This window comes from Fodinibius sp. (genome assembly GCF_034521915.1).
GTDB lineage: Bacteria > Bacteroidota > Rhodothermia > Balneolales > Balneolaceae > Fodinibius.
The window spans coordinates 1-20,467 of the sequence record NZ_JAXHLU010000010.1 but is presented as its reverse complement, the minus strand read 5'-3'; the positions used below and the strand labels follow the sequence as shown (position 1 = coordinate 20,467).

Sequence of the window (20,467 nt, the reverse complement as noted above, 5' to 3'; positions counted from 1 at the left end):
TCTTGCCAGATCAACGATATAGTCCTTACGAGATCCCGGATCGGAGTCCGGGATGACACGGCAGATATTTGTTAGTTTTTAGCATCTGATCTAACCGCTAAACACGTTATGAGTTAATAAATTATACTACAGCGTCCGATAGTTCAGTTAGTTTTCGAATTCGTTTCACGAAATATTTAAGCAGTCCTTGGCTTAATTGAACTCGGTCTTCGAGTAGGTCGTAAAAGTCTATTCGATCAATAACCAAGAAGTGAGATTCTTCTTTACAGGTAGCTGACATCAATCGTTCTTCACCATCAAAAAATCCCCACACCCCTATTGCCACAGATTCAGTAAGCTCTTTTCTTAGTTCTCCATCGCGAAGTAGATGAACATTGCCATTAATTAAAATGAACATGGATTGAGATCGATCTCCCTCTTTAAATAGGGATTGACCAGCATCAGCCGAAAAACTTTTGGTAATACCGGCCAGATGGGCTAACTGCTCGGAAGATATATCTTCAAATAGTTCAATTCCCTGTAAGAAAATTACCCGTTCAATAGTTGTTTCCATAGTGATCTAATTAGACGTTTTTCTTATTTCGTTTAATTACCAGTTCAGCAGTTTCCTTTATTAGTTCATTTGATGACTGAGCTGCTTCTTTCACTTTTGATTGTAGATTAGCAGGGCACTGGGGCGATACGCTATAGATAGCACAGATATGTAGCCACTGATCTTCGCCGTTAATTAATTGAAGTAAGCCCTCATCGTATTGCATTTGAGGAATATCAAAAAGTTGTCGACCGGCGACCATTTTTTCTGACTGTTCTCGAGTATCAACAATTGGAAACAGGTATTTGCGATCTGTTTCTGATAATATATTATCTAAAAATTCGACCGCAGCAGATCGTTTGTCCGACGATATACTTTGCAGGGACAAGTAAGTACCATACATATCTTTGGGATTATAAATAAGTCCTAATAGCCTGAATATACGTTCTGTATTCTGATCTAATTTTTCCTCGAGAGCTTTTATAAGAATTGCATTTGGACGATTCGAAGGCTGAATCTGCTTTACAGCAAGCATTTCGAAGTAGTGTTTAGCTTCGTTTTTGATAGTTTTGCGTACCTTGGGTATGTCCATTTCGAGCCCAGAAGATTTGCGACGTAGTTTATTGAGGGCCTTGATGACATGATAACGCAGGTTGGGATCATCAATGGAAATCATATCAAACAATTGATTGACCGCCGCTTGCTCAGAGAGGTAGGAGAAAATTCCCGGAATATTCTTACGAATGTCCTTATCCAGATTGCTGTCAAAAAAGCGATCTTTATAGAGGATTAGATGAGCGGTGCCATATGAGGCAAGTGTTTTTCTAACCTCGACCTTAAATTCAGAATCTTTCAATTTATCAATTAATAATGGGATAAAACGATCATTTTTTTGACGCCCCATACTGGAAATGGCTTTTCGCACCACGATAGGATGTTCATCATCCAGTAATTTGGATAAATATTTTTGTACGATGGTATCATTATTAATGTATCCCAGCGCATCCGCGATTTGGGCTTTTATGACTACAGCATCTTTACCTTCTTGATCTAAAAGCTGATCAAAAAATTCTGGTTCTACTAAGTCTGTTGCTGATCCTCTGTGCTTGCTGGCACATCCAAGGGCCGCTGATTTTAATTTATAATCATCGTGTGCCAAATAAGACTTAATCACACTGGTAGGATCTTCGTGGGAGTGTTTGCAAAGGTAATAGATAGTCTCTAACCGTATTTCAGGATCCTTATCTTCTAATAATCCTTTTATTTCCTCAGTTAGATTTAGACTCTCTACATCTTGTAGCAGTTTTAAAGCCTGCAGTTTTATTTCTCTGTTCTCATGATTTAACAGTTGTCTAAGATCATCCGAAATTTTTTCGATATTACTGTCTTTTAGCAAGAAGAGCGTATGCAAAATCTGGGAATCGCTCTTGCTATGTAGTGATTCTTGGATGATGGAATAGATGGTCGATTCATTAAGATCTAACGCTATACTTCCGGTACTGATGAGTTGTTTTTGTACCGAATCGCGAAACTTTTGCACGTATCCTCTTTTTGCCCGTATTCCCAGAATAATCCATATCACTAATAAAGCGATAACCACATAAGTTAGCAGATATACCGACCAGCCGAGGACCATAATTAATCCCAGCAGCATTAAGCCTCCTAATCCCCGAGAAAAGCGATCTACAAAAATGTCGATAAAGATTTTGGTTTGCTCTTTGGTATGCTGTGGGAGAGGGAGAAAAAGCAACTCGCGTCCGGTTTTATCAATCGAATAGCGGGTAGCACCGTCAAAACCGTTAAGGATAACGACCGAGGCCAACACCGGTTCTATTGCCATTAAAATGGCGCCAACCATCATTCCGGCGGGACGGGAAAGTACAGCCCCGGAAAGCCCAAGCTTTTTAATGATCTGTGTTGACAGCAATACCTGTATGGCCAGAGAAGCCAGGCTTACCCCTGCATAAAAGGTACCCATGAACGCGGTTAGATTAGCCTTTTCGGGATAAACATCAAACGCTATGGTTTTAAACTGGTAATCGGTAAAGGTGGTAGTAATCATTGTTAGCCCAATAATTACAGCCACCGTTAACTGGTAACGGGATTTTAGTATTTTTAGTGCCGCCTTTATAGAAGATGTTTTTTGTTTCTTGCTGCTGGGACTACCGTTTTTTTCGGATTGGGAATTTGTCGGAATGAAATAAGTAATTCCCATTCCAACAATAAGCAGAGCAATGCAGACAAAAAGCAGGTTTTCTGTGGCTAATCCCAGCCATGAAACGGTTAGGCTGGAAGCCTCACTGCCAGCTATGGCTCCTAAGATGGCTCCCAAAGTTAAGAAGGAAAAAATGCGTTTAGACTGTGCGGGTTTAAAAACCGCATTTCCCAGCAACCAGAATAGAGATATTACCAATATCCCGAAAATGCCTACCCACACATAAAATGCCATGAATATCCAATCCAGTTGAAAGCGAAACATCCAACGCAGTAGAAGCAGGTTACCTGCGAGAAATCCGAGGGTCCATATTAGTACTGATCGTACCGAATACCGGCCCATGATACTAGTAAGAAACTGTGTTACAGGTATTGAGATAACAGCCAGCAGAATATAGACATAGGGCAGCTCATTAGGACCGTTTTCAGTTAGAAAAAGGCTGTCGCGGGCGGGCTTAAGAAAGTAAAGAATCACCATTAGGATAAAGTGCAGCCCGAACATCAAAAATACTCGTTGCCACTCATCCTTTCGGATATCATAAAATATGGAGATCAGTTTCTTCAAGCTGAATTCAGGGCTTTATGTCCAAATAGTTAAGGTTAATCTTATTATACCGGGACTTCTTCGACGTCTGCTTTTTCTTCAAACTTACGTCCGGCATATCGTACTGCTAATATCCAAAATACCAGAATAATCAGGCAGGCAATGGAAAGCCATCGCACATGTTCCAGGCCCACCCAAGCTGCAACCGCAAGGTTGAGTACGACGGCCAGCACTTTGGCAAATCGCTGTACAAACATGTCGATAAATGCCTTGGCCTTGTACTTAACATCCTGTTCGGTCGGGGTATAGAGTGCTTCCTTGGCTGATTGGTTGATGGAATAATTCAGGCTGTTGTCGCTGGCAGACATGATGGTTACAAACAGCAGGCTCGGGATTACCAGGAAGCCTACCGATCCGAGCGTGATTGCGATGGGTAAAAACAGGAGCGCAATGCCAACCCCGTACCGCTTCATAACAAAACTGGTTAGAAATAGCTGTACAGCAAGGGAGATAATACTGGTAATTTGTCCCACGAAGCCAAAGTATGCATCCTTATCCAGGTCACCGCTAATACTGGAGGCGATGGTCGCCGAAAGTTGAAAATCTACAATATTTGATACCATTTCGTAGAGAGCGATAATACCTACGATGGATATTAGATATTTGGATTTGAATACAATATCTGCTCCTTCAAAAATAGCACTGCAGCGCTTACCCTCAGCACACGGGTCCTGACTTGGTCGCTCAGTATCCTTTGTTCTACTGTTAACGTAGTATCCGATAGCAATCATAACAGCTAGGGGAATTAGGCATAGGTAAAGGAGTGTAGGCCGCCCTAGCTGGTTCACATAGCCTACTACCACTGTTGAACCGACAATGCCTCCGATAATACCTCCCAAGCCAACGATGCCATATGTTCGTTTAGCCTGATCGGAGGTAAAAATATCGTTTGAATACGCCCAGAAAAAAGTAACCATCGCGGAATTAAACATATCTCCAAGTACGTAAAACGACCAGCTTGTGGCAGGACCGGGATTATTCATCAGGCTGGCAAAAAGTATAAAGAGTCCTGCAAAAAACAGGTTGAGTGTCAGGTTTAAATGCTGGCGTTGAAGTTTTCGGGAGAGTAAGGTAAATACAACGACGATGACATAGACTACAAGCATGTTGACAACTTTAGCCAGCTGTTCAACTTCGGCGCCGGCAAAACTTGTGCCCAATAATTGGAGAGGATGTTCTTGGTAAAAGTTGACTAATAGTCCCCTTTTTAATGGTTTCAAGACCCAAAAGGTAGCGATCACCATAAAGAAAAAGAGGGACATCATGATGACGTTGGGCCACTCTTTCTTTTTGATATCAAAGAAGTTCTTACGAATGCTTTCGATAATACTTTTCTTAGCCATAACTGTTTTTGTTTATTCTTCCCGTTTAATGCCTATGACCCTTGTATTCGAAGTCTCGAGGGCAACATATACCCAAGTGCTCTTTTCAGAAATATCAGATGTACGGCGCGTAACAATTTTATACTTCAGCACTGTAGGTTGCTTTATTGAATTAGATTTGGGAATAAGTGAAGTATTAACTGAGATGTTAGGTTTTTGTGTCTTCTGATTTTGCAAGAGGGATTTCCCATCAACAACTGAAACTTTATACTCATAGTGGGTTTGGCTGGCATCATATAAATGACTATGAATACCCAAATCTTCAAATGAAAGTAAAACTTTTTCTTTATTTTTTTCCACATGGAATTTGTCAATTGGATTAATGCGGCTAAACCAATAGCGTCCAATTTTATTTCTGCGGTTGATTAATACTTCAGTTAAATACTTTTCGGCTTCTGGATTGCTAAGCTTTCCGGTTTCAACGATTGCTTGGATATCTTCGTCGCTAAAACTCATCACCTGTTTGGCGCCCCAGAAGGCATCGCGCAGCGTCATATTTTCGTATGCAGGCAGCGGATGAGCTGATACCCAGCGTCCGGGCTTAAAAATATCAGCCCGAAAATATCCAACCGAAGGATGGGGAATATGTTTTTGTGCATCAACAGTTTCCCAAGAGTTGGATTTAAGTCCCAGCGAAATAGCGTTTAATCCCATGTAACGCGGATCAATGAGATAGGCCTGCCCATAAATAGGTTCGTGGATGCTTGTGCCATTGGCTCCGAGGGTGTTTCCGAAATCCTGTACGTAATGTTTGATATAGTTTTTATCTGTATAGACAGCCATGGTGTTGGCATCGCGACGGTCGGTATCATTGACCCAAGAGCTGAGAATACGCATTCCCCTGAGTTCTCTACGATGCTCATGTTTAACCCGGTCATTTGGATCATCAGCACGTGTTCCTTCAAAGGCCCATTGCCCTACGGGCGTACCGTTCACGAATTTACTGGCTACGGCGCGAATATGTCCATCTTTATTTCTGGGTTTGTCTCCAACAATAGCCCGATAATCTTCCATGGTCATAGGTCGTTCTTCGCCAGCCTCCATTACGGTAACTCCTTCTTTAATAGTTACTTGATTGGGATCAAAGTAGGTGATGGTAGCTTCTGGCACGTTGTAACCCGCAGCGTAGAATATTTTGCTGCTTATAACTTCGGCCGAAGTTGTAAGTTCGGGATAGTTCGGGCCATCAAATTTGATCAGGAATCGATTGCCTTGCCCATCCTCAATGAAAAATCCGGGATTTGCCCCCTCCAGCTTTGCTGAGAAAATATTCCAGGTACCCGAAGTATCCGGTGCGACGGTATTGGGACCTTGTGCCAACTCTTTGGTGGACATGTGATTATAGTAATGCCGGTAGTTATACCAACTCGATTCTGGAGGTTCATCAAGGTGATTTATATTATCAGCTTGTTTGGCATCGGCTGCTCCAATAGCCTGACCGGTAGCTCGAATTACTCTGTTTAGATCTAGCGGTTTTTCCAGTTGATGAAAAATCGTGTTGTCAATGCGATCCCAGTACTGGTAGGAGGCGTTTTCAGGCGGTTGGTCAATTTCCGAGGTATCCGGATCAAATGTTTTAATACGATCCAATGTGTAAGGCTTGGTACTGCTACAGCTTGAAATGGAGATGCTTGCAGCAATCAATACAAGTGGTATAAGGAACCATTTCCCGATATTTCTGATGGCTGAAGTCACTACCGGTAATTAAAAATTAGGATTAATATTGAGAATTACGCGAGATGATTCTTTGCTGAATGCAAATTCAGAGCGGAAGGCAAATCCCTTGGTGGAGATCAGATGAAAACCAAATCCATAACTCGTGTGAAAATCGTTAATTCCGATATCAGAGTATTGACTAAAAACTTGTCCTTCGTCCACAAAAAAGACGATGTCCGCAAAACTCCACATGGGGTAGCGGTATTCCAGGGTTACAAGTAGCGATCCGTCATCGCGAAAACGGCCGGAGGAAAATCCACGTAAATCATAGGAACTTCCGAGATTGGGATAAGTGAAAAAGGGAATCTCTTTATTACCTAACGGAGCGGCTTTTTTAAGATTTGTTTTTAATCCGAGTCGTCTCGAATTTGGGAGGAATGGTATTGGTAAAAACTGTTCCCATCCCAGATTATAATGCAGGTAATGGAATTGATTGTTGTTTAGGGAATGGTTCCAGTTGAGACCTATAGTATAACGAGATCCGCGAACGGTTCGGGGCAATCCTTTGACGAAATTAAAATGCAGTGAGCTGCCTAATGAAAGTAGTGAAGTTGTCCCCTTAAGCTGCTCGGAAATTATTGGTAATGGATCGTCTATGATGGTTTGAGTATCGGTGATATCAAAATTTCTGTAGCGACTTGAAACTGAAAGTGCTGTTGTAGAGCTAATTGTGTGCTGAAATTCGATGGTTCCCTCAACTTCTTCAGTGGCATATAGTTGCTCATCTGCGAGTGCTGAATTGTTACCTCCATACAGTGACTTGACGGGATCGTTGGAATAGCTGGTATTGATCTCCAACTGGTTTGCCTGGGAGATAAATGCTGGAATTGAATATTTAAAATCAAAGTCGTTGTATTCTTTGGATCCAAAGAGAGCCTCTAAACGTATCCGATGGTTGTACTTTAAAAATTTATTATGATATAACAGTAGACCATAGGCCACTCTAACATTTCCTCCCAGCTCAAAAAATGGATATACTCCATAAGGTGCCCGCTCTCCCTGTAGTAACTGGGGAAGCTTTTTCTCTGCCCATTTGATCCCCCATCCAACAGGCCGGGTTGTCCAATGTAGCAAGTAAGAGGGGAGTGCGAGGAGGTGTTCCCCGGCATTCCTTTCTGATGAATAAGGCTCCCAATGGGGGTTTGTGGTTGCGGTCTTTTTTTCGCTCGAATCAGGTATAGGATTTTGACTCTTTGCCTCTGTTGCAGATAAGAAAAAAAGCGTCCCTAATAGTCCACATAAAATATATCTCCAATATAAAAATGCATGCATAAGGCGATGACCCCGCGGCCATATTTTTTACTTCATCTCTACTATTAGGAAGGCAGAAAGAGACCAAATCTTACCAATTTTTTTGCTCTTATAGGTTTAAGCTATTTTGGAAAGATTTTGTTGTTTTAGTACATCAATATTACAGATAGAATGTTCAATTAACCGAATAAAATTATGCAAAAAGTAAAAGTGAGCGGTACCATAAATGCCCCAGTCGAAAAGGTTTGGGAATTAGCGAGCAATTTTGGTGAATTAAATCAAATTGTTGAAGGGGTATCAGATTGTACTATCGAAGGAAACGGTGTTGGAGCCGTAAGAACGTTGACGCTACAGGATGGCGGAAAAGTAAAGGAGAAGCTGGAAAGTTTGGATAAGGCTAAACGAGTGCTAAAGTATTCAATTTTGGATTCGCCAATGCCTATTCAAAATTATACGGGCACCATGCAAGTTGATGAGTTAGAGGATGGGAGATCGAAATTTAGCTGGTCATCAACATTTGATGCAGCAGATGGTATGGAAGATGATATGAAAGAAGCTCTGGAAGGATTGTATAATCTGGGAGTTAAAGGATTGCAGCAAAGGTTTTCCGGATAATAGCGGTCAGCTTCTAATTAAAAATCTTTCAATAAAAAACTATGAAGCAACTTAACTGTTGTTGATTAAAACGGTTTCTTCCGGAGTTCCTGTTTCAATGGAATTTTCCGGATCTTTGCACCATTCATATCATCCTCCATCATAGACCGAAACGTTGGGTCATCTCATATACCAGGCATTCATAAAAGTTTCACTGCCCCACCATACGGGTTTGCAGTAAAAAGCAATATATTTTGTCAGGGTGATATCGCCGTTTAATATTCTGATGTTTTTCTCTTCCAACACCTCGATTCAGTCCATATACTGGGTCTACTGCAAGGGAATACCTTTTACTACCGGAAGATGTTCACCGCGTTCTTCACCTTCGAGTTTCCATCCATTGTAAGCTGCAATGGGGCGAGCATCGATTAAGATAGCATTGGTTTTTTTAATCTTGGAAATAAGTTTTTGGGTAGAAAGTGTATTCATGGGTAGTTTTATCAGCTAATTAATTGCGTAGCCAACAGACGCTGTTAAAAATTAATGGAAATCACTTTTTCTGCAGGTATTGAATTGAAAAATAGTCGTTGGCATCGGTCCATACCTTTTCCATCGAAAACCATTCGTTCACCAGGTTGTTAAATTCTGCTATGCTATATTTATAGGAGTTTTCGGTGTGGATGGATTCGTTCCGTCCAAAATGAAACTCTTGACCTTCAATGATTACTGTTTGATTCCTAGTTGAAACCAGATGCATTTCTATGCGTCCTTCGTCATTATTGTAAAATGCTTTGTGACGGAAATGATCAAGATTAAAATTAGCATTCAGCTTTTGGTTGATGTGTTGGAGTATATTTTTGTTGAATGATGCCGTTACTCCCTGACTATCATTATAAGCAGCTTCCAATTTGCTGATATCCTTTTTTAGGTCAATGCCGACAAGCATTCCGTCGCCGGAATCCAACAGTGTGGAAAGGTTACTTAAAAACGCTTTGGCCTGAGGCGGATGAAAATTACCAATAGTCGACCCCGGATAGAAGAAAACGATGTTGCTATAGGGTTTTGAGATGGCAGGCAGTTGAAAAGGTGTCGTATAATCAGTGCAGACCGGATCTATTTGTAAATCCGGGTATTCCTGATTGAGCTTTTGAACAACGTTTGTCAGGTACTGCTCAGATATTTCTATGGGGACATAAGAACTAATGCACGGCAAATGATCCAGCAGCAGGCGCGTTTTTTTGCTGCTGCCGCTACCAAGCTCAGCCAATACGATATCATTGCCAAGCGTTCGTATAATATCGGGCATATTATTCCGCATGATGGATATTTCAGTCCGCGTAGGGTAATACTCATCCAGCTGAGTTATTTCTTCAAAAAGTCGAGAACCACGCTGATCGTAAAAGTATTTGCTCGGCAGTTCTTTTTGATCTTTTTCTAATCCTTCAATAACCTCTTTCAACATTTGGGGAGAGGTCATTGTAATTTGTTCATCCATAGAAAATCTACCTTCTGATAATTATTGAATAAATGGATTAGGTTATCGATGCTCAGGATTGGGATGATCAAATCGGCAGCCAGCCTCCCATTCTGATCGCTGGTTGCCATGTGCGGGAATACCGCCAGCCTGGTCAAGCATTAGGGCCATGTGCATAAGATTCCACGTCATAAAGGTGGTGTTGCGCTGAGTAAACTCATTATCAAACCCAACGGGGCCATCTTCGCCTTCATCGCCGTAACTGAGTCCCGGCCCCGCTTCGCCAATCCAGCCGGCGTCGGCTTGGGGAGGAATTACATATCCAAGATGCTGAAGTCCATATAAAATACTCATCGAGCAGTGTTTGATGCCGTCTTCGTTACCGGTAATCAGGCAACCGCCCACGCGTCCATAATAGGCGTACTGTCCCTCTTCATTGAGATTGCCCGAATAGCCATAAAGCCGCTCAATTACTTTGGTGGCAACCGATGATTTTTCGCCCAGCCAGATGGGAGAGCCAATGATCAAAATGTTAGCATCCATTACTTTCTGTTGAATCTCAGGCCAGTCGTCTTCCTCGAAGCCGTGTTCGGTCATATCCGGATATACGCCCGGAGCAATGTTGTAATCTACAGGACGAATGATCTCGGTAGATACATCATTCTTTTCAAAAATGGATTGGGATACCTCAATCAGTGTTTCAGTATGCGATTCCTTGGGATTTCGCTTAAGTGTACAGTTTAAGAATAGTGCATTCAAGTTTGAAAAATCCCATTGACTTTCATCACACATCTCTTCCTGTTTTTTACTTAATGCCATAATATTTTAGTTTTGATAAATTTAAGAGTTCACGTGTAATACGTATCTGTCAGCAGTTATTAATTACTGCCCGCTGCTGCTCGAGTAAATTTGTCGAGTGCCTTGCTAATTTTATTCAATTCCTGATCACAGCCTTCAATATTGTGTCGCTTTTTAAGATATTCGGGAGAATTATATCCAATATGTGTAATCCCTTCCGAGTCTTCCCAAACAAGTGCTTTCTGCGGCAGATCAATAGCAGTTGTTTGCGCGCACTGCATAAGCGGTGTGCCCAGCTTGGGATTACCAAATATGAGAACGGTTGTAGGAGATAAATCCATATTTACTGCAGCCGCTCCCTCCTTATGATTTACTTTTTGAAAGATGGTAATACCGTTTTCTTTAAGAATATTTTTAAGTCGATCTGTAGTTTCTTCCACGGAATGCTGGCTTTGAATAACTTCCATCCCATCTTGGCCATTAGCAGGAATAACAATTATACCCAACATAAATGTGATCGTTATTATAATTACTTTCTGCATATCATATTTTAATCTACAATTAGCACTACTGCGAAAATAAAATCATACCTTATAATCAATCCTCCTGTCCTCCTTTTCTAAGGAGGAACTTTTTTAGTAAATACTGCTTTATGGTCCCTCTTGGAGAAGAGGGATTTAGGGAGATTGATCTACATTATTAAACCCATTTTGATTTAGTATTTATAACCCTGCACTTCTTCTTCATTGGTTTCTACTCCCAACCCCGTAACGATACGATTTACAAAATTAAAATAGCTGATGACCAGTACCGCATCCAGTATAGCTCGATCAGACAGTCCCGTATTTTTAAGCGGCTGAATATACTGCTCTTTATTTATGCTACTGGGATTAAGCGTTAATTCCCGCGCGAGCTGACAAAGCCGCTTGTCAACATTGTTGAGGTCCAGCTTGTTGTAGTTATTGCCGAAGCTGTTTTATACGATTTCGATCTTTCCAGTAGTGATTAAGTGCCTGTCCGTGGTGCTGTTGACAATATTCACAATCGTTGGCAACCGAAACAACCACCGCCATCATCTCGCGCTGCGCTCGACTTAAGGGTGACTTGCTGAACATGATGGACATATACAGGTCCATGTGTGCAGTTATCGTCTCCGGATTCAGGCTCTGGATTTTATGAATCTGTAGCCAATTTGCCCCGTCTTCTGCTTAAGCTCTTCGTAGATCTCCTTGAGATTGCCCGTGGCCTCCTCGGGTTCAATAATATCTATAAATGCCATTATCCTTATATTGTGTTTTACAAATGGTAAATTCCTTTTAAAGCTATCTAGGATACCAACCCCATAGAAAAAATTCTCCCAAGGCAAACCAGTAACTTGTGATATGCTGTAGCAGGAGTTAACCGGTCTCCTTGTCGAGGACCATCTACAGCGTATCCAAAGACGTCCCATCGGTTACCCTCATTATCTGTTAGAATAATAGGAAGTGCACCTTGGACAGGTTGAAAGTTTAACTCCGTGCCATCGGATAACTCACTTTTGAAGGCTACGACGAAGTTTAACGAAGTACTTCCCACAACAATATAGTCGGTATTTCGAGTACTCGTTTTTGTTAAATTTATGCCGGATCCAAAGTTATCAATAACAAAATTTTGGGTATCTAATATACTGTTATCCCTATTTGAGTCAATGATACCAAAGACACGTTCTTTATATCCCCTTCCTCCAAGAGCTTTTTCATCAACATTGATAGGAAATAGTGGAGGTGAGTTTTCGTTCAGATAATCTTCCCCATACACATAGCCTTGGTATCTACTATTGCCGAATCCGGTATCTGTGGAAAGCACTTTGGCATTGGGGAACATCTTCTTCCAAGTAGACCAGCTGGTTTCAAAAACCTGAAACGTTTCTAAATTTTCTCCAGATCTCGTTCCCTTAACTCCTTTCATGAGCATTTGTGAATAATTAGGTGTTGGTTTTACGATCATAGGGTATCAGGTTGTTTCGGAATAATAGTCCGGATACCCCAAATTCAACTGCTTCTCCATCAATAGTTCGATCCCAGGCAATTCCACTGCCTGTCAAAGGGCAATAAGTGAGACAAAAAGGTTGGTCACCAATTTGATCATTTACTATTTCGTGGGCATCTAAAACCTGATGGGGATATCCTTTGATGGTATTTCCAATACGAACACCAATAATGAGCCGATCATCCTGAACGTAATTGATCTCGGTGGTAGGCTTAAATTTGGGATCATCAATTGAAGGAATGCCATCTTTTGATACTCCACCATTAATGACTTCATCTTCTGGAAGCAGCCATTCTGACTCCTCAGATGGGTTATCAGATGAGGAAGACTCGGTGTTACTTGTAACCGAAGTACAACCCACAAAAGTTAACGCAAAAAGTATAACGCTCCATAGTCTGAAGAAATTCATAGTGGTGGTATCCTTTTATTAAAAGATTACTTTCTTTCCAAAGTTGTAAAAGAGTGAGATCGATGCGGTATAACTGGTTGTTGGTTGTAACCCGTTGAGATATTGATAGATGGGTATTTCACCAGATGCTTTAATCGATAACCCGTCAGTAAGTTGATACTTTAGTGCAGGTTCTAAATTAATCCATTTGCCACCTGTGTTGGGCAGCTTGTTTTCGTTTCGTAGGTCTGAACTGGTAGATCGATAACTTATAGTGCCAATATAGGATAGGTCAGAAGTAATATTATTCGTGGCACCAATATTTATCAGTAGTTCATTGCCGAATTCGTAGTTATCATTTTCGCCAAACCGCTCTGCACTGCCCGTAGCTCGATACGTGCTAAAAAGAAATAAATTTATTGTCGTGACCGGCGCGAAAGTTTTGGAAAAATATGACCAAGCAACACCATCCCATGCCCCGGTACCCGGCTGCATATCTAAGTTAAGCCCGATTCCATCATTGGTCAGTGAGGTTTTTCCAAAAGGTATTTTGGCTCCGGCTCCAACGGCCAGCTGATACTGCTCTTTAATTGTATTTTGATGTAGAACATATTTTAATAATACAACTCCATCGCCAATTCCAGTTGTTATAAGTTCGTCATTGCTTTGTAAACCCAATCGTCGTTTTCGTACATAGGTTGCCGTTCCAGAAATAGTGAGTCGGTTGGTAATGCCATAGTTTAATTCAATAAGCGTTGACTGTGTACTGCGCTCAACAGTTGTATTTTTGAGTTTATTATCTGCCTGGTACAGTTCCGAAATTTCTTTATGTCCATATGTTATGCCCAATAATAGATTGCCCTGTGATGTAGTACTAATACTTTGCGAGCTAATTAAGGGGGCTCCGGCACAACTACAGGTTTGGGCTGCCACAACGGTTGCCGAAACGAGAAAAACAGCCAAGGCAGACCATATTTTCTTTGTAATATTATGCATGATTTCAGCTCTTCTTTTTATGCGAAAGTTATTTTTGGGGATCCATTTCTCAATCCAACTTATAGATGTATCGAGGGGTGCATATCTTACTATAAAATAATGTATATACAGTTCTTCATTATAATTCTTTGATATTAAATAAATCGGTAAGAATTGAATTTATGAATTCGTCTTTGTACGTGAGCATTAACTTGGGATGTAGTGATGGATGAAGATAAGTTAAAAGAAGGGAATAGATTCTATTTGAGCCGTAAGCTCATTATTGTGGTAGGAATATTTATTTTTGCCGCTAGTGGGTTGACGGTACTCACCAACTTTTCAATTAACATGATTGCTGCCTCAGGCGATTATTCGGCCCTGCTCTCTCAATGGAATCACTACCATTACCAGGCTGGAATGCATGTAGAACGGTTAAGCCGGAAAAGTGACAAGAAACACTTCGAGGCTTACCTGCAAGTAAAAGCTCAGAAAGATTCATTGAGAAATACAATCGATGAGCTTTTTTCCGAGGATCCTGATGTAGAAACGGTATTTCGGACTTTTGATACTGACGAAATATATCCCAGCGAGATAAGCGGTTTAATAACTGTCTTCCGTTATTTTAATTCATCAAGGCCAATACAAGAATTACGTCACAATTGGGAAAAGCTGAAAGAAATAGAACATCGTCAGCATGAGTTGATCGTTAACTGGTTTAAGAAGCTCGAGAAAAAAGATTCCAGTGATAGCCTGACTCAGGCAAAGCTTGAAAAATATAATAGCCTAAATGACAAATGGAACGATCAAAATCGTGAACTTATGGCTTCGGTTGGGGATGCCTCTGGAGTAGTAAAACAGTTTGGACTTTGGATAAGTGTAATTCTGGGCATTTTATTAGTGCTAATTGGCGTAGTATTTTCGGTTCGAGCAAATAAAAGCATTGGTCGGTGGGAGGAGGCACTCTACGAAAAAGAAGTGATGCTGATGGAGATTCATCACCGGGTAAAAAATAACATGGCGGTTATTTCGGGGATGCTGGAGCTGGAAAGCATGAGTAACGGAAATGCCGACAAGGCATTGAAGGAGAGTCGCGATCGTATCAAATCAATGGCGATGATTCATGAAAAGCTATATCAGTCAAATTCATTTTCCGAAGTTGATTTGGCAGCGTACATGAAAGAATTGACCAATCATATTTGTAGTACCTATATCACTAAGGATAAAAATATTACGCTGGAGTCCAATTTGGGCCAAGTGCAATTAAATATAAATCAGGCAGTTCCCGTGGGACTGATTATTAACGAAATTATGGCCAATGCCATTGAACATGGTTTCGATGGAAGACAATCTGGGACTATTAAAATTGGAATGCATCAGGTTGATAAAAAAGTGCATATTCAAATTAAGGATGATGGTAAAGGAATATCGGCAGATGACGACTTTGAAAATTCCGAGAGCACTGGTTCTGCTATTATTGCAGCTTTAATACAACAAATTGACGGAGAACTATCGGTAGAAGATAATGGAGGATTGAATATAACATTAACTTTTGAAAAGTCGGATGCCTCCGGATCAAGTAACGCCTTATTTGAATAAGTAATTTTTTGCTATGACGTGTACAATTAAACGAACATTTAATATTGCCCTTTCAGGATTTTTGGCCAGCTTAGTAATGTTTTTGTTTATCTATATAGGGATAAATGTGACGGGATTGGCCCCTTTTAACGTGCCTCCCTCGCAAGCTTTTTTGTATAATTTGGGAGTGGTAGAATCGGGTTACGCACTGCTGCTCCATTTTTGTTACGGCACGTTTTGGGCTTTTGTGTTGGTTTATACGTTTGAGGACGATCTATCTATTCTCAAAGCGGAAGTGCTGGCCATTGTGCTGTGGCTTTTCATGATGTTTGTGTATAGTCCGCTTATTGGGTGGGGATTTTTCGGCTTTGGATATGCTAATAATTTACCAACCGATCATCCCCTCTATTTAGATAGTGCACTTTTATATATCACTATTACGTTATTGGTACACCTTGTTTATGGCTGGGTATTGGGATACTTAAGCAGTAGGTGGCTTGGAAGAAAAAATTCCCATTAATAAGGGTATGGGAATTTTTATACCGTTTTAACATTTTTACAATTAGTGACCATTTTGTAGAGCACGAAGGCCTTCAAGCAGGGCTTCATATTCTTCCCGGCAGCTTCCGCATTTATTCAGATGATCCTGAACCAACGGTTTGGCTTCGGCGGGAGATTTTCCAGCCAATTCCATTTCAGCAAATTTATGAAGCTCGTCAAAGCACTCATCACAACCGATCTCATGAGCGGTCGCCATCTGTGCCGACTTAATTAAATTCTTTAATATTTTAGGTGTTAATTCCATGTTAAGGTATTAAGTACTTTTATATATCATAAGTACTGATGATCTAAGCTTTACAGATCTTACAGTTTATTTAACATTTCGTCAGGGTCGATACCCTCTACCTCGAGCTTGTTCTTGATTTTTACCCGCGCATCGTGAACTAATTTGTAGAGCGCATTGCGATTAGTATCCAGTTGTTTAACAACAACGGGCATTGGCAATCCTTGAATCATAAGCGCATTGATTGCGGTTTTCTGTTTTTGAGTTAGCTCTTCGTTAATAATTTGTAAAACCTTATCGACAAGCTGCGATTCGTGCAGCGAACGTTCAGGGCTGGTATCATCACTGGCTACGGATAGCGAAAAAACCTCTCGGCTTTCGTCATCGGGTTTTAGATCCTCAATAGAAATATCATCATAACGTTTTAGACGAAGTTCGGTGAGCCCCTCGCGCACGGCAATTTTCATAGCCCAGGTAAGGAGTTTGCTTTCTCCGCGGAATGAGTCGATGTTATCCAGAACTTTTAGCAGCGCATCTTGAGCTACATCCTCAACAAACTGGTCGAGTTCGCGATCAACATATTTATGCAGCGCTGGTTTAAGCCCACGTATTAATTGGGCGCGAAGCTTTTTCACAGCTTGCTCATCAACGGGAGGCTTGAGCGCCTCGATCCATTCTTCGTTTGTCTCGTAAGAAGAATTCTTCTTACGACGTCTCTTAAACCAGTTGAGCATGTAAAAGTTTTAGTTTTTAATTAGCCAAGTAAATAACAAGAGCTATGCTTTCATTCAAGCCATATAAGCTAAGTTATGTAATAATTCTATTGATTGTTATAGGATTAGCAAAAAAAGTGAATGCCCAGCAGCTTCGGGGTTGGGATACTAATACTGATAAATCAACTATTGAGCTAAGCGAACTAAAACGTGGCGGACCGCCCAAAGATGGGATTCCCTCGATTGACGATCCCAAATTTGTGTCTCTTAATGAGGCTTCGTCATGGATAGCTGCCAAGGAGCCCGTACTTTCCGTAGAACATGAGGGAGAAGCACGGGCTTATCCGCTGCAGATTATGATCTGGCACGAAATTGTGAATGATGAGATTCAAGGGGATCCCTTACTGGTAACCTTTTGTCCGCTTTGTTACTCAGCGCTCGTTTTTGAGCGTACTGTTAATGGAGAAACGCTCGAATTCGGGGTATCCGGATTTTTGCGCCATTCCGATCTGGTAATGTTTGATCGCAAAACCGAAACGCTTTGGCAGCAGTTTACCGGCAAAGCTATTGTGGGTGATTATGTGGGGACAACGTTGGAGCAGATTTCCAGCCAGATTATTTCGTTTGAACAATTTAGAAAGAGCTATCCTGATGGACTCGTGCTTTCCAAAAATACGGGTTATGATCGTAATTACGGCCGGAATCCATATACAGGATATGACGATATTAATAATTCGCCCCTATTTGGTGCGGGCAATGATGACGATCGCTTGCCACCCATGGAAAAAGTCATTGGAGTAAAGCTGGATGAGCATCAAAAAGCCTATCCATATTCTGTTACTAAGAAAAAACAAGTTATCAATGATAAACTTGGAGAGACGCCATTGGTAGTTATCCATACCGGTGGAGCTACTTCGGCTATGGATGCGGCGCGGATAGCTGAATCCAAGGAGTCGGGTTCGACAGGAGTATTTAAACGAGTACTTGATGGCACGGAACTCACGTTTGTAGTTGAAAATGGCAATATTGTAGATAAGCAAACGGGATCAGTTTGGAGTGTAACTGGCAAAGCAGTAAAAGGTGAACACGAAGGACAACAATTGGAGACTGTCACCTTTGGTGATTACTTTGCGTTTGCCTGGCTGGTTTTTTGGCCGGAGACAGAAATTTATACTAATAACTAATATCAAAAAATATTTATGGAAAGTAATAAGGTCGAATTTTTAGGAAGTCAAGGGGTAAAATTATCAGCGCGAATTGATGAACCGGATCAGGGAGTAACAAAAGGAGCGGCATTATTTGCTCACTGTTTTACCTGTAGTAAAAATCTGCGTGCGGTTGGACGCATTAGCCGTACTTTGACAGAGCACGGGATGGGGGTCCTTCGATTTGATTTTACCGGCTTGGGTGAAAGTGAAGGTGATTTTGCTGACACCAATTTTTCGTCCAATATTGATGATCTTCAAGCGGCGGCAGAGTATATGGATCAGGAATGGTCGACCCCGCGAATGTTAATTGGTCATTCACTGGGTGGCGCCGCGGTGCTTCAGGCAGCGCATCGAATTGCGTCTGTGGAAGCAGTAGCAACTATTGGTGCGCCCTGTAATCCTAAACATGTTGCTCATCTTCTTGTAGACAAGAAAGATGAGATTGAGAAAAAGGGAGAAGCCCGTGTGAAGCTGGCCGGACGTGTTTTTACTATTAAAAAACAATTTCTGGATGATCTGAAAGAGCAAGCAATGAACAAGATCATTAAAAACCTTGACAAGGCACTGCTTATCTTTCATTCACCGGTAGATAAGACCGTGGGAATTGATAATGCCGCCCATATTTATAAGTTGGCTAAACATCCCAAAAGTTTTATCTCGCTGGATGATGCCGACCATCTTTTGACTAACGAAGAGGATGCCCACTATGTCGGTTCAGTAACGGCTGCTTGGGTGGATCGTTATTTGTGATTTATGAAATGATTATGATAGAAATTATTTAAAATAAAGTCCTGATGATTCCTGCACTAAGTGGTTTAGGCTATCGGTTAGCACGTTATCTTACTCAGACTGATGAGGAACAGGAGTCGGTTGCCACCTGTTCTCGAGAAGTACTGGAAAAGACCCTAAAGCCGGGAGATATATTGTTAATTGATGGTAGTAGCCGTATTAGCATGGCCATTAAATATCTTACTCAATCTACTTGGTCGCATGCTGCTATTTTTATTGGAAAAGATAATTTGATAGATGAAGAACCCAACAAGCAGCACGTTCTTATAGAAGCAGATCTTAAAGAAGGAGTTCGAACAGTTCCCTTGGGCAACTATTGTGAAAATCACACCAGAATTTGTCGTCCTGTAGGACTTTCTTCCGAAGAGATAAAACAAGTGGTTAATTTTATGAAAGAGAGAATTGGCTATAAATATGATCTAAAGAATATTTTTGATCTGGCGCGTTACCTTATCCAAACGCCGCCGGTTCCTCAAAAATATCGGCGTCGGCTGTTGGCATTGGGCAGCGGCGATCCCACAAAGGCTATTTGCTCTTCCCTAATTGCGCAGGCTTTTCAGTCGATTCAATATCCAATCCTTCCCAATATTGATGTTGATGGGTCGAGTAGCAAAGCGCTTATTCAGTCACAGAAAGAAATTTTGCATATACGTCACCACAGCTTGTTTGCCCCTCGTGATTTTGATGTGTCGCCCTATTTTGAGATTGTGAAACCTTCTATTCGGGATGGATTTGATCACCACGAACTAAGGTGGGCAGAAAATGAATGATGGAAGACTTTGTTGTTTTTAAAAAGCACTGTCAGTACGAGGGAGGCCTGATTGACCGTAGTAATCTCCCGGAATAGGTTCGCCTGTACACCGAAGCCATTTGTTGGTGCAGGTGTGTGTAGTATCTAAAGTTATTCCTTAAGCATGAGCAAATTGTTTTATGTAGATCGCCGCGCTCCATTCCATTTCGCTCGCGATGACAGTCGTTGTTGAGGAAAGATTGCCGCATTACATTCGTAATTACAGTACTATCATGCAGGCGTTTGCTCTTCCTTGATCTCGCTTTTTTTCTTTTTCACTGATTGTAAGGTAGAATAGATAGCATACACAATGATGGCGACAATTAATCCATAAACCCAATAGGGAACGTTCTCACCTACGAAAATTAGATATACATAAGAAGAGACCGCGCAACAGCATGCCATTAAAACAGGTCCGGCAACAGAGCGATTATTGCGAATATTTTTTACCAGCCACCACATGGCGACCCAAAAGAAAGGAATAGCTCCAACATAAATAGAGCCAAAAATGATAGGATTTACTCCATAGGGTTCTCCAAGGCTCATGAACCAGTCATAAAGTTGATTAAGTTCCATAATAGTTTTCAAAAAATCGGAATAGAATGTTAGGTGATTGATTTAGATGTATTTCTGAGACGATATCTTACGTTTA

The 20,467-nt window shown here is 41.2% G+C and carries 22 protein-coding genes; 6 read left to right on the top strand and 16 right to left on the bottom strand.

Translation table 11 applies throughout. The annotated features are described in order from the left end of the window. Nucleotides 1-121: 121 nt before the first annotated feature. The 5 genes from U5J89_RS07055 to U5J89_RS07035 all read right to left on the bottom strand — a co-directional run bounded on the left by U5J89_RS07055 (nucleotide 122) and on the right by U5J89_RS07035 (nucleotide 7,522). Nucleotides 122-553 (bottom strand): cyclic nucleotide-binding domain-containing protein, encoded by a 432-nt coding sequence (locus U5J89_RS07055; RefSeq protein WP_322574903.1) that lies wholly within the window; start codon nucleotides 551-553, stop codon nucleotides 122-124. Between the two features lie 10 nt (nucleotides 554-563). Then, nucleotides 564-3,311 carry an Npt1/Npt2 family nucleotide transporter gene (locus tag U5J89_RS07050; RefSeq protein WP_322574902.1) on the bottom strand — a complete coding sequence of 916 codons (2,748 nt, stop codon included), beginning with the start codon at nucleotides 3,309-3,311 and terminating at the stop codon, nucleotides 564-566. 44 nt (nucleotides 3,312-3,355) lie between these two features. Continuing rightward, the gene (locus U5J89_RS07045) at nucleotides 3,356-4,693 is read right to left on the bottom strand and encodes an NTP/NDP exchange transporter (RefSeq protein WP_322574901.1); all 1,338 of its coding nucleotides are present in this window, start codon (nucleotides 4,691-4,693) and stop codon (nucleotides 3,356-3,358) included. A 12-nt stretch (nucleotides 4,694-4,705) separates the two neighbouring features. Further along, entirely contained in the window at nucleotides 4,706-6,322 is a 1,617-nt protein-coding gene (locus tag U5J89_RS07040) for a hypothetical protein (protein WP_322574900.1), read from the bottom strand. A 114-nt stretch (nucleotides 6,323-6,436) separates the two neighbouring features. Next, nucleotides 6,437-7,522, bottom strand: coding sequence for a BamA/TamA family outer membrane protein (locus tag U5J89_RS07035; protein ID WP_322574899.1), 1,086 nt, complete (start codon nucleotides 7,520-7,522; stop codon nucleotides 6,437-6,439). Between the two features lie 372 nt (nucleotides 7,523-7,894). Here U5J89_RS07035 and U5J89_RS07030 point away from each other — a divergent pair, with 372 nt between their 5' ends. Next, nucleotides 7,895-8,314 (top strand): SRPBCC family protein, encoded by a 420-nt coding sequence (locus U5J89_RS07030; RefSeq protein WP_322574898.1) that lies wholly within the window; start codon nucleotides 7,895-7,897, stop codon nucleotides 8,312-8,314. A 309-nt stretch (nucleotides 8,315-8,623) separates the two neighbouring features. On the opposite strand, the gene U5J89_RS07025 is transcribed toward U5J89_RS07030, so the two are convergent. The 8 genes from U5J89_RS07025 to U5J89_RS06990 form a co-directional block, all read right to left on the bottom strand. Further along, the gene (locus U5J89_RS07025; RefSeq protein WP_322574897.1) at nucleotides 8,624-8,782 is read right to left on the bottom strand and encodes a hypothetical protein; all 159 of its coding nucleotides are present in this window, start codon (nucleotides 8,780-8,782) and stop codon (nucleotides 8,624-8,626) included. A gap of 61 nt (nucleotides 8,783-8,843) precedes the next feature. Next, complete coding sequence (egtD, locus tag U5J89_RS07020; protein WP_322574896.1) at nucleotides 8,844-9,788, bottom strand: L-histidine N(alpha)-methyltransferase; 945 nt, start codon at nucleotides 9,786-9,788, stop codon at nucleotides 8,844-8,846. Between the two features lie 42 nt (nucleotides 9,789-9,830). Next, a complete protein-coding gene (locus U5J89_RS07015) occupies nucleotides 9,831-10,586 on the bottom strand; it encodes a flavodoxin family protein (protein WP_322574895.1) in 756 nt (251 codons plus the stop codon). A 59-nt stretch (nucleotides 10,587-10,645) separates the two neighbouring features. Beyond that, nucleotides 10,646-11,107 (bottom strand): DUF302 domain-containing protein, encoded by a 462-nt coding sequence (locus U5J89_RS07010; RefSeq protein ID WP_322574894.1) that lies wholly within the window; start codon nucleotides 11,105-11,107, stop codon nucleotides 10,646-10,648. 417 nt (nucleotides 11,108-11,524) lie between these two features. Then, nucleotides 11,525-11,701, bottom strand: coding sequence for a carboxymuconolactone decarboxylase family protein (locus U5J89_RS07005; RefSeq protein ID WP_416208505.1), 177 nt, complete (start codon nucleotides 11,699-11,701; stop codon nucleotides 11,525-11,527). A 190-nt stretch (nucleotides 11,702-11,891) separates the two neighbouring features. Continuing rightward, nucleotides 11,892-12,551, bottom strand: coding sequence for a DUF3179 domain-containing (seleno)protein (locus U5J89_RS07000; protein ID WP_322574893.1), 660 nt, complete (start codon nucleotides 12,549-12,551; stop codon nucleotides 11,892-11,894). Then, complete coding sequence (locus U5J89_RS06995; RefSeq protein ID WP_322574892.1) at nucleotides 12,529-13,002, bottom strand: DUF3179 domain-containing (seleno)protein; 474 nt, start codon at nucleotides 13,000-13,002, stop codon at nucleotides 12,529-12,531. Before U5J89_RS06995 ends, U5J89_RS07000 begins: the two co-directional genes overlap by 23 nt. Before the next feature lie 18 nt (nucleotides 13,003-13,020). After that, nucleotides 13,021-13,977, bottom strand: coding sequence for a hypothetical protein (locus U5J89_RS06990; RefSeq protein ID WP_322574891.1), 957 nt, complete (start codon nucleotides 13,975-13,977; stop codon nucleotides 13,021-13,023). Nucleotides 13,978-14,181: 204 nt separating this feature from the next. Here U5J89_RS06990 and U5J89_RS06985 point away from each other — a divergent pair, with 204 nt between their 5' ends. Both U5J89_RS06985 and U5J89_RS06980 read left to right on the top strand, forming a co-directional pair. Continuing rightward, nucleotides 14,182-15,552, top strand: coding sequence for a sensor histidine kinase (locus tag U5J89_RS06985; RefSeq protein ID WP_322574890.1), 1,371 nt, complete (start codon nucleotides 14,182-14,184; stop codon nucleotides 15,550-15,552). Between the two features lie 13 nt (nucleotides 15,553-15,565). Next, nucleotides 15,566-16,051: a hypothetical protein gene (locus U5J89_RS06980; RefSeq protein ID WP_322574889.1), complete on the top strand. Its 486-nt coding sequence runs from the start codon at nucleotides 15,566-15,568 to the stop codon at nucleotides 16,049-16,051. 42 nt (nucleotides 16,052-16,093) lie between these two features. Here U5J89_RS06980 and U5J89_RS06975 read toward each other — a convergent pair whose 3' ends face one another. Both U5J89_RS06975 and U5J89_RS06970 read right to left on the bottom strand, forming a co-directional pair. Further along, entirely contained in the window at nucleotides 16,094-16,336 is a 243-nt protein-coding gene (locus U5J89_RS06975; protein ID WP_322574888.1) for a hypothetical protein, read from the bottom strand. 59 nt (nucleotides 16,337-16,395) lie between these two features. Continuing rightward, nucleotides 16,396-17,049: a sigma-70 family RNA polymerase sigma factor gene (locus tag U5J89_RS06970; RefSeq protein ID WP_322574887.1), complete on the bottom strand. Its 654-nt coding sequence runs from the start codon at nucleotides 17,047-17,049 to the stop codon at nucleotides 16,396-16,398. A gap of 44 nt (nucleotides 17,050-17,093) precedes the next feature. Here U5J89_RS06970 and U5J89_RS06965 point away from each other — a divergent pair, with 44 nt between their 5' ends. The 3 genes from U5J89_RS06965 to U5J89_RS06955 are packed head-to-tail and all read left to right on the top strand — an operon-like array spanning nucleotide 17,094 to nucleotide 19,795. Continuing rightward, complete coding sequence (locus U5J89_RS06965; protein ID WP_322574886.1) at nucleotides 17,094-18,212, top strand: DUF3179 domain-containing protein; 1,119 nt, start codon at nucleotides 17,094-17,096, stop codon at nucleotides 18,210-18,212. 15 nt (nucleotides 18,213-18,227) lie between these two features. Continuing rightward, the gene (locus U5J89_RS06960) at nucleotides 18,228-18,986 is read left to right on the top strand and encodes an alpha/beta hydrolase family protein (RefSeq protein WP_322574885.1); all 759 of its coding nucleotides are present in this window, start codon (nucleotides 18,228-18,230) and stop codon (nucleotides 18,984-18,986) included. 44 nt (nucleotides 18,987-19,030) lie between these two features. Then, nucleotides 19,031-19,795 (top strand): YiiX/YebB-like N1pC/P60 family cysteine hydrolase, encoded by a 765-nt coding sequence (locus U5J89_RS06955; protein ID WP_322574884.1) that lies wholly within the window; start codon nucleotides 19,031-19,033, stop codon nucleotides 19,793-19,795. A gap of 251 nt (nucleotides 19,796-20,046) precedes the next feature. Here U5J89_RS06955 and U5J89_RS06950 read toward each other — a convergent pair whose 3' ends face one another. Beyond that, the gene (locus U5J89_RS06950; protein WP_322574883.1) at nucleotides 20,047-20,391 is read right to left on the bottom strand and encodes a hypothetical protein; all 345 of its coding nucleotides are present in this window, start codon (nucleotides 20,389-20,391) and stop codon (nucleotides 20,047-20,049) included. Nucleotides 20,392-20,467 lie beyond the last annotated feature (76 nt).

Bases quoted from the DNA above. Each gene is read 5' to 3' on its own strand.
- U5J89_RS07055 (WP_322574903.1), bottom strand. From the start codon at position 553: ATGGAAACAACTATTGAACGGGTAATTTTCTTACAGGGAATTGAACTA.
- U5J89_RS07045 (WP_322574901.1), bottom strand. From the start codon at position 4,693: ATGGCTAAGAAAAGTATTATCGAAAGCATTCGTAAGAACTTCTTTGAT.
- U5J89_RS07030 (WP_322574898.1), top strand. From the start codon at position 7,895: ATGCAAAAAGTAAAAGTGAGCGGTACCATAAATGCCCCAGTCGAAAAG.
- U5J89_RS07025 (WP_322574897.1), bottom strand. From the start codon at position 8,782: ATGAATACACTTTCTACCCAAAAACTTATTTCCAAGATTAAAAAAACC.
- egtD (WP_322574896.1), bottom strand. From the start codon at position 9,788: ATGGATGAACAAATTACAATGACCTCTCCCCAAATGTTGAAAGAGGTT.
- U5J89_RS07015 (WP_322574895.1), bottom strand. From the start codon at position 10,586: ATGGCATTAAGTAAAAAACAGGAAGAGATGTGTGATGAAAGTCAATGG.
- U5J89_RS07010 (WP_322574894.1), bottom strand. From the start codon at position 11,107: ATGCAGAAAGTAATTATAATAACGATCACATTTATGTTGGGTATAATT.
- U5J89_RS07005 (WP_416208505.1), bottom strand. From the start codon at position 11,701: ATGGACCTGTATATGTCCATCATGTTCAGCAAGTCACCCTTAAGTCGA.
- U5J89_RS07000 (WP_322574893.1), bottom strand. From the start codon at position 12,551: ATGATCGTAAAACCAACACCTAATTATTCACAAATGCTCATGAAAGGA.
- U5J89_RS06995 (WP_322574892.1), bottom strand. From the start codon at position 13,002: ATGAATTTCTTCAGACTATGGAGCGTTATACTTTTTGCGTTAACTTTT.
- U5J89_RS06990 (WP_322574891.1), bottom strand. From the start codon at position 13,977: ATGCATAATATTACAAAGAAAATATGGTCTGCCTTGGCTGTTTTTCTC.
- U5J89_RS06985 (WP_322574890.1), top strand. From the start codon at position 14,182: ATGGATGAAGATAAGTTAAAAGAAGGGAATAGATTCTATTTGAGCCGT.
- U5J89_RS06980 (WP_322574889.1), top strand. From the start codon at position 15,566: ATGACGTGTACAATTAAACGAACATTTAATATTGCCCTTTCAGGATTT.
- U5J89_RS06975 (WP_322574888.1), bottom strand. From the start codon at position 16,336: ATGGAATTAACACCTAAAATATTAAAGAATTTAATTAAGTCGGCACAG.
- U5J89_RS06970 (WP_322574887.1), bottom strand. From the start codon at position 17,049: ATGCTCAACTGGTTTAAGAGACGTCGTAAGAAGAATTCTTCTTACGAG.
- U5J89_RS06965 (WP_322574886.1), top strand. From the start codon at position 17,094: ATGCTTTCATTCAAGCCATATAAGCTAAGTTATGTAATAATTCTATTG.
- U5J89_RS06960 (WP_322574885.1), top strand. From the start codon at position 18,228: ATGGAAAGTAATAAGGTCGAATTTTTAGGAAGTCAAGGGGTAAAATTA.
- U5J89_RS06955 (WP_322574884.1), top strand. From the start codon at position 19,031: ATGATTCCTGCACTAAGTGGTTTAGGCTATCGGTTAGCACGTTATCTT.
- U5J89_RS06950 (WP_322574883.1), bottom strand. From the start codon at position 20,391: ATGGAACTTAATCAACTTTATGACTGGTTCATGAGCCTTGGAGAACCC.